Here is a 13888-nt window from a genome sequence, read left to right as displayed (position 1 = left end):
CGTATATGAAAACAAAAGCTATAATATTTTTATTTACAGCATCTTTGGTGTTATCCCTTTGTGCTAAAGGCCAGCAGGTATATGATAATATATCGGTGAGTGATGTCATAGCAGAGCAGCAGGATAGTCTATTAACAGTAGAAATGCGAATAAATGGAAGCAGGACAAATCTGCCATCGAATCAAGCTCTTATACTGACACCCGTTATAAAATCGGCAGATAGACTGAAAGAACTTCAGCCTATTGTAATAAAGGGAAGTAACCGATACAAAGCCGATAAAAGAGCTAAGACTTTCGACGATGCAAGAGTAGTGGTGGATAACCCGTTCGTTTCGTTGACAAAAGATCAATCAAGAAATATCAATTATACTCAAACACTACTTTTTGAAGATTGGATGGTAGGTGCAAGTTTAGAAATGAAAGAACAGGTATATGGTTGCGTAGATTGTAAAGGCGTTGAGAAATGGAATGCGCTTTTAGATCCCATTGTTGCACAACAGCCCGTTGTGAGACCAACTATCAAGTATCTTGTTACATTCATTGCACCCAAAGCCGAAGCCGTGAAATCTCGGGATAATCAGGGTACTGCTTATCTCGAATTTCCGGTGGGTAAATCTGTTATCGTTAGCGATTTCAGAAATAACTTCAGAGAATTAAGTAAGATTAATGATGCTATAAATCAATTGCGGGATAATAAGAATGCAACCATTACATCTATATCTTTAAAAGGTTTCGCATCGCCCGAAGGTCCGTATAAGACCAATAGTGCACTGTCGGAGTCGAGAGCGCAGGCTTTGAAAAATTATCTTCAAACGGAGTTTTCATATCCGAGCAGTTTATTTACCGTCAGTTCGATAGCCGAAGATTGGGATGGTCTGAAAACCCTTGTCGAAAATTCGGATATCACCAATAAAGCAAGTGTGTTAGATATTATCAATTCTTCGGATGGCGACGATGTTAAAGAACAAAAACTAAAGGCATTGGGTAGTACTTATAACACATTATTAACTGATTTCTTTCCTAAATTACGGCGGGTAGATTACAAAGTAAATTATACAATCCGTCCATTTAGTGTAGACGAAGGTAAGGAAATCGTGAAAGTAAGCCCTGCTCAAATGAGCTTGAATGAAATGTTCCTTGTAGCCAATACCTACGAAAAAGGCAGTGACGAGTTTAATAACGTATTCGATATCGCAGTGAGGATATTTCCTCTCGATGTAACAGCGAATCTGAATGCTGCCGCCATTGTTCTCGATAAAAATGATACTGCTGCAGCTCATCGCTATCTCGACAAATACGAAGATGTCTCAGATTCGTGGAACAACCAAGGCATACTATATGCACTGGAAGGAAATATAGAAAAAGCAAAAGAATATTTTTTGAAAGCGCAGGCAACAGGTTCTGTCGAAGCAACTCAAAATCTAGAAAAGATTAAAGAACTTGAAGAGTATAATGCTGCCAGTACGAAATAAGAAAAAAAAGTCTTTCTGTTAAGACTGAAACAATATAAGTCGTTAGGTTTTTATTTTGGTAGGTTTTTTTATTGCAAGAGGGTATCTCCTAGTCAGGATACCCTCTTTTTTTGTTTTAATTATTGCCATAAATCCCTACTATGTGTTTGAGATCGATTGGTCAAACTTAAGATGTAATCCTCTAAAGGGAAGGTTTATGTAGCGTTTTATAAGAGTTTTCGAGTGTTTAAAGTTTTTTTAAGATGTTATAAATGAATAATTTTATTTAAAATATTTTTTTCATATAAAAAAAGACTATATTTGTCACGGAAACTTTATATAAAAACTACGACCAATTAACTTTTCTTTAACTTAATGCTTTTCTACACAATGAACAGTAAAATCTTTCGACTAATATTATTAGTTGTTATCTCTACGTATGCTAATTCTGGCATTCATTCTCAAGTAACAATCGGGAATGATGAAGCCCCTGTTGCCGGAGCTTTGCTTCAATTAAAGGAGCAAGCAAATATTACAAATGGAGCAGCAAATTCCTTAAAGGGACTAGGTATGCCAAGGATGTATTTGAACAGTTTAACCAATCTGAACGATATAGATCCGACCAATACTGCACGTCCCGACCGAGACGAACACGTGGGTCTCATGGTATACAATACCAATGGCTGTGTTAATCCGCTAGATGGCTACGAAGGATTGTATGTCTGGGATGGCACAAAATGGGACATGATAGGAGCCCCGTCCATGTCTTCGAACGTACAAATCTATCAGGATCAGGATGGTAATGATTTTAAGGCTGCTACTTTCGGTCCAGCAGGTACATGGATGGTTGAGAATCTACGGGTGAGTAAATATGCGACAAATGTAACAGGGCAACCGGCTCTCACTCTTGGTCTTCCACTGGGCAAACCTACAACTTCTAATTATGCATATCCTGCACCGTCAGGAGATGGTAAAAATGCAGCCTATGTTACTAAACAACCCTCATTGGGATATCTCTACAACTGGCGGGCTGCTTCTGCCAGGGCTACAGATGTAGAAACGACAGACGATAATAGTTCAACTCAAGCTCAATATCAGGGTATCTGTCCCAATGGCTGGCATTTACCAAGCGATTATGAGTGGAACCAATTGGAACAGCAGATTGCAAACAATCCGCAATTGTACAGCAAGTACCCGGCAGGGACAGCAACAAATTGGAATACTGCTTGGGCTACAACGACCAGCACTCGCCCTACCACAATAACTAATCCTGCTGTCGGCTATGCAAATTCGCTGCTAAGTACATGTCCGCCGGTAGATTTTGTAGCAGGAAGTACGAAGATGTATGGACAAAGCCTTCCTGCCACTAAAGGTGGATTTCATGTTGTATTGGCAGGGTATTCCGCCCAAGAATCAAGTTATAGTGTTAACTCTTATGGAACAATAGGTGAATATTGGACTAGTTCATCTCAAAGTTCTTCGGGTAGTTGGATACGCATATTTGTACAAGGAGAGGGGGGGATAAGGAGAAATACAACTTATCGCAATTTTATGATATCGGTACGCTGTAAGAAGAATTAATTTGCAGAAGTCGTCTTGACTTTTTGTTTTTCGTATTATTTTGTCATCCTGAGGAACGAAGGATCTCGGTTAGGAGATGCTTCACTATCGTTCAGCATTACAAAGAGAGTACAAAACAAACAAAAAGAAAATCTTTTGAAAAGTCAAGACGACTTTACTGTAAAAAAAGCGAAGCTATATAAATAATTAAGGCGTTGCCAAAGATAGAGATACCCTCTTTTAGTTATCCCCTTCATACATACTCTCACCGCTTTCGTCAGCAATTTGGTGAGTTCCAGGTAGGGAATGGATTTTGAATGCAAAAATTATATCATTGTATGAAGGGGTAACAAGGTGTTTAATTATGATTGCAAATTTCCTGATAAAATGAAGCAAAGGCAAGAGTAAAAAGAATTTTTTTACTCATTTTTTCTATTTTACTCGCAAACCGCATAATTTTACTCATACCCGTTTATTTTTTCATATTTTTGTTAAATACACATCATTTGATTTGTATATTTGCTTTAAGAATAAAAATATAAGACATGAAAACAGAAAACTTATCGATAAAAAGAGTTCATCACGGACATAATATCCGCGATATCCGCCGTGGTAAGGGTATCAAACAGGAATCAATGGCTGATATGGTTCATCTTTCGCAACAAACCGTATCGAGATACGAATCTGCTCAGGTGATCGATGATGAAATGCTGGAACGATTTGCTAAGGCTCTAGATGTGTCGGTCGAAGAGATTAAAACTATGGAGGAAGAAGCTGGTATTAATATTGAAAATGTTTGTGAAAATAAAACAGTAAATATTGGAGTTCAAAATTTTAATTCACCCATAAATGAAATAATTGAATTGTGTAATCAAAAAGTGGAATTATACGAACGCCTTCTCGAAGTAGAAAAAGGTAAAATAACATGGCTCGAAAAAATTCTTGAGCAAAAGAAATAAAGAAGTAGTCTTGACTTTTTGTTTTTCGTATTATTTTGTCATCCTGAGGAACGAAGGATCTCGGTTAGAAGATGCTTCACTATCGTTCAGCATGACAAAGAGAGTAAAAAAATAAACAAAAAGAAAACATTTTGAAAAGTCAAGACGACTTCAAAGTATAGAATTTAATGTGAGTTCGATATATGGGAAGGAATAATAACTAATAAAATATTTAGTAGAACTTATCATCCCGAGATATTCACCCTCTCTCGCCTTGCCAAAGGGGAGGAACCTAAAAGAATATACAAAGCCACTCTAAGGAGTGGCTTTTTGTCATCCCGATACGAAGTGAGGGATCTGTTCTCCTATAACAAGGAGTAGTCGGGATCCCTCACTCCGTATCGGGATGACAGAGATAGATAGGACGACGATTTCTCTGGTATGGATAATAGATTGGAATCTCAAAGGAGAAAAAATAAATGAAGATGTAGCGTCAGTCAGGAAATGGAATCAAAAAAAAGCTCATGGTGTAATATCATGAGCTTTTTTAATATCTTATCAATTCAAATTCCCGACCAATTCTATTGGCTTACTATCATCTTCACTATTAGTATATAGCAGATTTATTTTTTTACCGTCGAGCGTAATTTTATAATTCTCAAAGCTGCTGTCTTCCAGATAGACTAATTTCAAAAGCAGATTTTGAGCATCTTTCCATGTATAATATCCAGCCATTTTGAAAGGTGACAATCCGATCGGGTTGCGATAGCTCTGATTATAATACGGACTGTTCCGGTCGGTGACGCTGTATTCCCATTTGTTATTGCCTGTAGTGAGGTTGTGAGTAGCAGAACTTGTTCTTAGAATCAGATTGCAAAGATCATTTTGTTGTTTTATTTCGAGGCTTACTATACCTAAGTCGTTTTTCTCCATAGTATATGTTCCTGCGAAATCAGGATTTTTATCTTTTTCGGTTTTCATGTTAGGCTCAGGTAAAGCAAGGCTTTCAAGTTTGGCAGTCAGAGCTTTATAAGCGTCTTTGTTTTCGGGTAGTTCCTTATCCGAAATTGCAGGCAAAATATGATCCCATACCTGTTGTAACTCTTTACCCATATCATGTGTATCTGCCGTAGCAACCAACACAGCGTCCTGATCGGGCATCACAACGATAAGCTGTCCGAATGCGCCATCTGCCCTGAATGCGTTGTGGCGGCATTGCCATATAAAATATCCGTAGCCTTGCCCCCAATCGGTTTGTGCTCTTTCCGAAGGTGAAAGATTAGCTCCGTTGTCTATTTGCATGCTCGACGCTTCTTCGATCCAGCTTTCGGGTAAAAGCTGTTCACCGTTCCATTTTCCTTTTTGCAGGTATAATTGCCCTAACTTAGCCATATCGGCAGTTAGCACACTCATTCCCCAGCCGCCACAGGTAAATCCTGACGGGCTTTGTTCGCTTGCAATATCTGAGATACCTAGCGGTTCGAATAAACGAGGTTTAAGATAATCCAGCATCGTGCTACCTGTAACCCGCTGTATAATAACAGAAGCCATATAAGTAGCATACGAGTTATATATAAATCGGTTGGCTGTTTTTTCGTTGAGGTCTGCGCTCAAAAAATCATTTACCCAATCCATATTACGCATTCTGAAATCGGGCCACGGCTCGTTTCCTGCCGTCATGGTGATTAGGTTTCTTACAGTGAGTTCCTGCATATATGGGTTTGCTGCGTATGCGTCTTTGTATTCGGGAAAGAATGAAACTACTTTGTCATCCAGCGACAGGAGCTTTTCGTTAACTGCAAATCCAACGGCTGTCGATGTGAATATTTTACTTACCGAGTACATAATATGACGGGTATCGGGTTTATATGGATCCCACCAGCCTTCGGCAACTACTTTCCCGTGACGTAGCAGTATAAAACTATGCAGCTTTATATCGTTTTTTTCGACAGCCTCTACAAAATCGAGTATTCCTTGTGATTGAACACCTTCTGCTTCGGGTGTAGACAGAACTAAATCATGGGGATGTATATTGTCAGGACATTGTGTCTTCATACTGCACTGTAAGAATAGAAAGGCTAGTAGGAGTAGGCTGATATTTTTCATAGGATATTTGTTAATATGGTTATCAATTGACAAATATATGAAATTGTATTTTAAATAATGGGTTTTATTACATGCAAAAAAAGCTCATAATTATTGGTTATGAGCTTTTTATATCCTTGCGAGTTGTCTTTAGATTTATCTATAAAATATGGCTTATAAAGTTACATACATAGGAAAAAGGTTACAGTAGAAAAACAATGTAAAAAGTGTTACTTTTGTTACCTTTTTTAATTTACTTGTATTATTTCTTCTTAGCCTGTGGCTTCGGTTTTGGTCTGGCTGACGAAGTTCCTTTCGGTTTAGCAGAAGAAGCTGTTTTCGGCTTAGCTGATTTTGATCTCTCCGTTGGTCTTGGCTTCGGTTTATTCGATGCCACCTTTTGTTTGCCGACTCTTAATCCGCTCGATGGTCTTTTGTTTTTCTTCGGCTTATGGCTAGTTTCTGTTTCGTCAGTAGGAGAGAAAGCTGATTTAGGAGTACCGGCTGATTTATCTTTAGGTTTGTCCGCTTTGTCGTTCTTTTCTTTCTTTCCATACTTAGCAGCTATGCTGCCTTTGCGGTAATCGGTCTTTATATCGAATTGTTCGAGAGCTTTATTGAACGACTTATTGCTGTTGGCAGGTTTTTTAGATCCTGCGGTTTTTTCAGAAGCATCGAGCATATCGAATAATCCTTCCAGTTCGGTGTGAGTAAGGTCACGCCAGTTGCCTTGTCCGAGATTACCCAGTTCGATGTTCATTATCTGGATACGTTCCAACTTGGTTACTTCATATCCGAAAAATTCACACATACGTCTGATCTGTCTGTTCAGACCCTGTATAAGCGATATTTTGAATGTATAGGGGTTTATCTGTGATATTTCGCATCTGCGTGTTACACGGTCTAAGATAGGTACACCCTGCGCCATACGTTCCAGAAAGTCTTTAGTGATAGGTCTGTCGACTGATACTATGTAATCTTTCTTATGATTGTTTCCTGCACGGAGTATCTTATTAACGATGTCACCGTCATTGGTCAGCAAGATCAATCCTTGAGAATCTTTATCTAGCCTGCCGATAGGGAATATGCGTTGTTCGTGCCTGATGAAGTTCACAATATTGTCTTTTTCCATCGGGTCGGTTGTGCTGACAATCCCCACAGGTTTATTGAGTGCAATATATACAGGTTCTATGTCGTTTATGATCAGCTCGCCGTTTACTTTCACCTTTTGTCCGGGTAGTACGCGCATGCCGATTGTGGCACGTTTACCATTAATGGTTACGTTACCGCTTTCTATAAATCGGTCAGCTTCTCTGCGAGAACAATAACCGGAATTACTGATGTATTTATTTAGTCTGTATTCCATTGTTTTAAACTATTAAGGTCTGAGACCTTTTTTATTGCTTTTGTGATTGAAACAGCTATAGAACGTTATAATCTGAAAACAGATCATTAAATACTTTCTTTTATTAATCAAGTGTCAAAAATAATAAATAGGTTTCTTACCCTCAATTATTTTTGCCTTTTTATAACTTTCGGCTGACGATTATTGTTGCTGCTTTGTTCTTTCGGTTTCGCTGCCTCACTTTTAGGCTTATTCGTAGAAGAGGTTTCAACATAAGCATGATCGGTAACAGCAGGAATATTTTTCTTTATCAGCTTATGAATATCTTTCAGTAAAGGTAATTCTTCTCTGTCGCAGAACGATATAGCTACACCGCTTTTCCCCGCTCTACCTGTACGCCCGATACGGTGTACGTAAGTTTCAGGTACGTTAGGCAGATCGTAGTTGAATACATGCGAAAGACTGTCTACGTCTATTCCACGTGCTGCAATGTCGGTAGCTATCAGTACACGCGTTTTACGGCTCTTGAAATTGCTTAGCGCATTTTGACGTGCGTTCTGTGACTTGTTGCCGTGAATAGCTTCAGTACGGATATTTGCCTTATTGAGCATACGTGCTATTTTGTCCGAACCATGTTTTGTACGGGCAAAAACCAGAATAGATTCGAGGCTCTGATCTTGAAGCAGATCGATAAGCAGGTCTATTTTGTCTTTCTTCTCTACATAGTAAACCGATTGTTCGATTGTATCTACTGTAGATGATACAGGGGCAACTTCTACTTTTTTCGGGTTATACAACATCGAATTTGCCAGCTTGGCAATTTCGGGTGGCATAGTAGCCGAGAAGAACAGTGTTTGTCGCTTCTTGGGAAGGAGTGGGAGCAGTCGCTTTATATCGTGAATGAAACCCATGTCGAGCATGCGGTCTGCTTCGTCTAGTACGAAGAACTCGATGGTATTCAGTTTGATATATCCTTGTTTGATCAGATCGAGTAGACGTCCCGGAGTAGCAATAAGAATATCGACACCTCTCTTGAGTATATCTGTCTGATTTTTTTGCGAAACACCTCCGAATATAACTGTGTGTCGAAGCGGCGTGTTACGCCCGTATGCTTCGAACGACTCGTCTATCTGTATAGCAAGCTCACGGGTTGGTGTTAATACCAACGCCTTTATATTTTGATATCTGGCGGGTCTGTATGCTTCAGCCAGTTTTTGGATAATAGGAATTGAGAAAGCGGCAGTTTTTCCTGTACCTGTTTGTGCACATCCCAACAAATCAGTTCCCTCCAGTATAATTGGAATCGCTTCTCTCTGAATAGGGGTTGGGGTAGTATAATTTGCTTGTTGAAGAGCCGTTAATATTGGCTCTATGAGTTTTAAATTGTCAAATGTCATTGTATATCAACCATCTTTATGGCTATTTTGTTTCAGTGCGCAAAGGTAGAGTTTTTTATTTAATGTTAATCAGTATTGATAATTATTTATCTGTTTTTATAATAATCTGTGTACAAAACTATTCTTTAGCTATTTTAGCATACAAAGTAAAAGGGCTGAAAACTAAATTTCAGCCCTTTCTATATCAAGTACTCTGTGGTTTATCCTTATTATTTGCTCAACGATTGAGGAATAGCCTGTGGATCGTTCGAGAATGCCGACTTGCCCGGTTTGTTAGTCATTTCGAATACCAGTTTGCCACCACTCATAATATCGGCATGTTCGATAAATCGTTTAGTGTATGGTTTACCGTTGAATGTAAGCGATTTGATATATCTGTTTGTATCGCTCACGCCTTTAGCTTCTATCTCTAATACTTTACCGCTTTCTAAAGTCAGTTTTACCGATGGTAGGTAAGGCGCACCGATAATGTATTGTGTGCTGCCCGGTGTTACAGGATAGAATCCCATAGCAGTGAAGATATACCATGCCGACATCTGTCCGCAATCGTCGTTACCGCATAATCCGTCGATACCGGGGCGATACATTTTGTTCATAATCTCACGTACCCAATATTGAGTTTTCCAAGGTTGTTGCGTCCACATATACATATATGCTACGTGGTGACTTGGTTCGTTACCATGCACATAGTTTCCAAGAAGTCCTTCGCGTGTAACATCTTCGGTGTTAGCAAAGAATTCGTCAGGAAGGTGCATTGTAAATAATGAATCGAGACGGGTAACAAATTTCTTGTCGCCACCTACTTGGTTAATCAACCCTTTTACATCTTGCGGTACATAAAGCGAATAGTTCCACGAGTTACCTTCTATAAAGCCTTCGTCGTGTGTATTTAATAAGCTGTATGGTTCTTTCCACTTGCCATCGGCTAGTTTAGCTCTGGCAAAGCCGATATTTCTGTCGAATACGTTTTCGTAGTTCAATGCTCTCTTACGATAAGTATCAGCGTCTTTAGTGTCATTCATTAATTTAGCTGTGTTGTAGATAACCCAGTCGTCGTAAGCATATTCGAGCGTGATAGACGAACCGCTACGGCTTTTTTCGTATGGAACGTAACCTAATTCAAGATATTCTTTTGTTCCGTCATAATATGGCACATTGGCACTGCTCATCATCGCTTTCAGCCCCAATGCTTTATCGATAGGCAAGCCTTTTGCAATAGCATCGCCTACAACAGCTACACCATGATAACCGATCATACACCAGTTTTCGTTACCCATGTGCGACCATACGGGAAGCATACCATGTACGCTTTGCTGATAATGTGCAAGCATCGATTTTACCATATCGGTATTACGTGCGCGTTGGAATATATTGTATAGAGGGTGCAATGCGCGGTATGTATCCCATAGAGAAAATACTGTATAGTTGGTAAATCCTTCCGCCTTGTGGATATTATGATCAAGACCTCTGTATTGTCCGTCTACATCCATATAAATAGAAGGGTTGATCATTGTATGATAGAGCGATGTGTAGAACATCGTCATTTGGTCTTTGCTTCCTTGTACATCGAATGCACTAAGTTCTTTTTCCCATTTGTTCTCAGCCTGAGCAACTAGCTGGTCGAATGTTTTACCTTTTGTATCGTGTTCCAGATTGGCGATAGCGCCTAATGTACTTACTGCTGAAACGCCAACTCTTAATTCGAGCGTGTTGCTTGTATTATCATCGAAATCGAAGTAAGCAACGATACCACGCCCACCTATTTCGGGGAAGTTTTTAGTAACATCGAATTTACGCCAGAAACCGTTATAGGTTACATTTTCTTTATTGATGTGTCCGTAGTTTTTGATTGGTTTCGACAACGATATTGCAAAATATGTATAGTTGGTACGTGCCCATCCGCGTGTGATTCTATACCCTGTAAGCAAGGTGTCGTTCTCCACACGTAGGTTTGCCCAAAGTACTTTACCTTCGTAGTTGTAGATGCCGTGCACCATATCGAGAATGATACGTTGCTGTGCCGATGGGAATGTATATTTATGAATACCTGTATGTTCGGTAGCTGTCAGTTGAGCCTTTACTTTATAGTCGTCCAATACTACTTCGTAGTAACCCGGAGTTGCTTTTTCGGTAGAATGCGAGTATCTCGAACGGTATCCGCTATCAGTATTGTCTGCTGTACCCGGATTCAGTTTCAATTCGCCTGTTGTAGGCATAATAAGGATGTCTCCCAAGTCGGAGTGACCTGTACCGCTTAGATGTGTATGGCTGAAACCAACAATTGTTTTATCTTCATACTGGTAGCCTGCACAGTATTTATATGCATCTGCTTGATATTTACCATTAATACTATGTGGAATAGTATCTGTATCAGGACTTAACTGAACTCCTCCGAAAGGCACACAAGCACCCGGAAATGTATGTCCCATTTTTGTTGTTCCGATGAAAGGATCAACAAAATCTGTTTTTTTCTGTGCTAACATGGTGACACTCGATAGTACTAGAATCGATAATAGAGTTTTCTTCACGTTTTTCATTTTGTATTATTAATTGAAATAGCTCGTTTCATTTTGCAACAAAATTAGTAAAAAAAGATGTATATAATAGCCTATATTGTGTAATAAAAAGACGGATTAGCTGTCATTCCATTGAGGGGCATAATCCCAAACGGAGACGTACAGAACGGACTGGTAACACTTAACTAGCACATACACAAACGCAAACACCGAACGCGACTATAATCGGTCGCAAAAAAATGAATACGTTTGAGTGAGATATGAAGTCAAATGACGTAAATAGGTGCGAAATATGCGAAGTTTGCGTGTACAGTGGACTGTAATGAGGTAAGAAACCAAAGAAGACTAAATGAGACCTATGAGAGTGGGTCTCTTTTTTATGCGAAGTGTTACCGAACTATGAGCGAATGTTACAGAGATGTAACACTATTTGTTACATTAATCTGTTACACTGTAACAATGTTAAAAAATACAAATGGCGAAACTTTAACATTTCGCCATTGCTACGGATACAATATCCTTTATCAAATACACCAATACAAATATAAGTTATTTATCTGAAATATCTATAATTGGTTTAAATTATTCTTTCTTCTGATATCTCCAGTAGATTGAGTTTCTTTCTTAGAAATGATAACATGACTGTTTACATAGTCAAACTGGTTGAAATTATGCTTTTCCAATTTAGATTTACTAGCTCCAATAACACTGATATCATTATCTTCTAATAATGCAACCAAAGAAGAATAAGCTTTGATCTTAAGAGGCTTCTGGAATATTAAAATAAATACCTTCATATTTGCAAATTATAAAATTGTTATGCAAACATAATAGTATATAATTGCATAATAGTTATTTTAAGATATCTTTCATAGATAATGTCCAGAAATCGTTACCGCTACTAAATACATATCGTTGATTATTTTTTAAAATATAAGTAGCCTTTTTCTTAGCTAACTCTTCTAGGTTATCTTCATTGTTGATAAACTTTTTCCAAAAAGGGAATAAATCTAAATAACGACCCCTAACATAGTCAAATCTGAATTCAGGAGTACCTTCTATTTCTAAATCCCTGCTTTCACCTACCCATCTAATATTTATATCTACTGATAACTGATCATTATTATCTTCTATATTAATATAATTAAGAGAATATTGATATCTGCCTTTGTTTGTTTCGGACTTGAAAACATAATTTCGTTTAGCATTACTGACAATACTATCAGCAAGAATTCGCATATCATTTTTATCTGAAGAGATAAATTTAATTTGAGATTGTGCAGATAAAAAGCAAAATGAAAGAAATAGAATAATAGTAATTTTTAGTTTCATAGTTATGATATTGTATTATACCTGATCGATATTTTTACTAAAGCTAATGCTCTTATGTTCTTTTTAAGTACATCTTTGGGATTGTGATGATTGTTGTGGCTTACTAAACGTATATAATCATCACCAAGATCAGACTTCTGAACATATTTAAAAGTAAGGTATTGATCTCCACTAACATCTATATCCAACAAATACATTTCACCCCAATAGGCGTCGTTTATATCCTGTATCATTTTATAGCACACTATATCACCTGACTTTAGTATAGGATACATCGAATCGCCTCTTACATAAACAGCGCCATCGCATTTGGGAGCGTTCGGTACAGATATAAAGTCTAAAGGTACTTGTGAATTTTGGTTGGAGAATAGAGTAGATAAACCTGCTGAAGCTTCTATTTCATAAAGCGGTATTTGTTGCTTTTCTACACTGTAATAATCAGTTTTAAGCTGATACAAAGATACTTCATTTGTTGATACTTCTTGATAGGATGTATTCTTTCTTTCATGATGAGATGTCTTAAACATTTCGCCTTCTCCTGATATAAACCAATCTAAATTTATATCGGGGTATGATTTTATCATACTGCATATATGATCTAGCGTCACCTTCTTTTTTTCAGTCTTTAAATCGTTGATACCAGACTTATTAGTGCCTATTATTTCAGCAAGTTCAACATATGTATTTATACGTTTTTGCTGTTTTAGGTTGTCGAACAATGAAAATAATCGGGCTGAATAATCCATAAAAGTATGATATTTTCTTACTTATTTATTTGAAGTATGAAATAATCATACTATATTTGTACCATATCAAGAACAAATGTATAAATAATATGGGAAAAACAGGTTATTCAATCAAAAAACAACATGGAGATGCAAGCAGGCTTGCGCCTCTAATCAATCAAATAAGGATTGAGAATGGTAAGGATCCTTATTCATTAAGGATGATAAATGCCATAATAGATGGTAAAAGATCGATGCCGGACTATGCAAGGGATGTCATAGAACGATATTATTCAGTTCAGGAAGAGTTATCAAAATGTGTATTAGTATGAATTTACCAAAATTATCCATTGATCAGGTATATATCTATTCCTGTGGACTGTATAATATAATTGAAAAGTAGTCCACTTAGTAATTGAAAAGTATACCACTAAGTGTCTCGGATGAGATTGGCTAAAGATATTTATTCTTCATCAGGTTGTAACATTTTTTTAGTTTCTTTAACTCTGTACGACTGTCCATTCATGTTGATAAGGTAT

At 37.8% G+C, this 13888-nt stretch carries 12 protein-coding genes; 5 read left to right on the top strand and 7 right to left on the bottom strand.

The window, feature by feature from the left end; genetic code table 11:
- Window positions 1-5 precede the first annotated feature (5 nt).
- The 4 genes from G7Y56_RS08065 to G7Y56_RS18560 all read left to right on the top strand — a co-directional run bounded on the left by G7Y56_RS08065 (window position 6) and on the right by G7Y56_RS18560 (window position 4490).
- The gene (locus G7Y56_RS08065) at window positions 6-1472 is read left to right on the top strand and encodes a DUF3868 domain-containing protein (protein WP_165042570.1); all 1467 of its coding nucleotides are present in this window, start codon (window positions 6-8) and stop codon (window positions 1470-1472) included.
- Between the two features lie 369 nt (window positions 1473-1841).
- Window positions 1842-3032, top strand: coding sequence for an FISUMP domain-containing protein (locus tag G7Y56_RS08060; protein WP_165042568.1), 1191 nt, complete (start codon window positions 1842-1844; stop codon window positions 3030-3032).
- 524 nt (window positions 3033-3556) lie between these two features.
- Complete coding sequence (locus tag G7Y56_RS08055; RefSeq protein ID WP_165042566.1) at window positions 3557-3970, top strand: helix-turn-helix domain-containing protein; 414 nt, start codon at window positions 3557-3559, stop codon at window positions 3968-3970.
- Between the two features lie 385 nt (window positions 3971-4355).
- Window positions 4356-4490: a hypothetical protein gene (locus G7Y56_RS18560; RefSeq protein WP_255498683.1), complete on the top strand. Its 135-nt coding sequence runs from the start codon at window positions 4356-4358 to the stop codon at window positions 4488-4490.
- Window positions 4491-4507: 17 nt separating this feature from the next.
- Here the strand turns inward: G7Y56_RS18560 and G7Y56_RS08050 are convergent, their stop codons facing one another.
- The 7 genes from G7Y56_RS08050 to G7Y56_RS08020 form a co-directional block, all read right to left on the bottom strand.
- On the bottom strand, window positions 4508-6055 hold the full coding sequence (locus tag G7Y56_RS08050) for a serine hydrolase (RefSeq protein ID WP_165042564.1): 1548 nt from the start codon (window positions 6053-6055) through the stop codon (window positions 4508-4510).
- A 241-nt stretch (window positions 6056-6296) separates the two neighbouring features.
- Window positions 6297-7400, bottom strand: coding sequence for a 23S rRNA pseudouridine(2604) synthase RluF (gene rluF, locus G7Y56_RS08045; protein WP_165042562.1), 1104 nt, complete (start codon window positions 7398-7400; stop codon window positions 6297-6299).
- A gap of 146 nt (window positions 7401-7546) precedes the next feature.
- The gene (locus tag G7Y56_RS08040) at window positions 7547-8776 is read right to left on the bottom strand and encodes a DEAD/DEAH box helicase (RefSeq protein ID WP_165042560.1); all 1230 of its coding nucleotides are present in this window, start codon (window positions 8774-8776) and stop codon (window positions 7547-7549) included.
- Between the two features lie 209 nt (window positions 8777-8985).
- Window positions 8986-11313, bottom strand: coding sequence for a GH92 family glycosyl hydrolase (locus G7Y56_RS08035; protein WP_165042557.1), 2328 nt, complete (start codon window positions 11311-11313; stop codon window positions 8986-8988).
- A 545-nt stretch (window positions 11314-11858) separates the two neighbouring features.
- Window positions 11859-12089: a hypothetical protein gene (locus G7Y56_RS08030; RefSeq protein WP_165042555.1), complete on the bottom strand. Its 231-nt coding sequence runs from the start codon at window positions 12087-12089 to the stop codon at window positions 11859-11861.
- A gap of 55 nt (window positions 12090-12144) precedes the next feature.
- Window positions 12145-12624, bottom strand: coding sequence for a hypothetical protein (locus tag G7Y56_RS08025; protein ID WP_165042553.1), 480 nt, complete (start codon window positions 12622-12624; stop codon window positions 12145-12147).
- 2 nt (window positions 12625-12626) lie between these two features.
- On the bottom strand, window positions 12627-13370 hold the full coding sequence (locus G7Y56_RS08020; protein WP_165042551.1) for a S24 family peptidase: 744 nt from the start codon (window positions 13368-13370) through the stop codon (window positions 12627-12629).
- 89 nt (window positions 13371-13459) lie between these two features.
- Here G7Y56_RS08020 and G7Y56_RS08015 point away from each other — a divergent pair, with 89 nt between their 5' ends.
- Window positions 13460-13681, top strand: coding sequence for a hypothetical protein (locus G7Y56_RS08015; RefSeq protein ID WP_165042549.1), 222 nt, complete (start codon window positions 13460-13462; stop codon window positions 13679-13681).
- Window positions 13682-13888 lie beyond the last annotated feature (207 nt).

The organism is Dysgonomonas sp. ZJ709, from assembly GCF_011039195.1.
In the GTDB taxonomy this organism is placed as follows: domain Bacteria; phylum Bacteroidota; class Bacteroidia; order Bacteroidales; family Dysgonomonadaceae; genus Dysgonomonas.
This window is presented reverse-complemented; position numbering and strand designations above follow the sequence as displayed.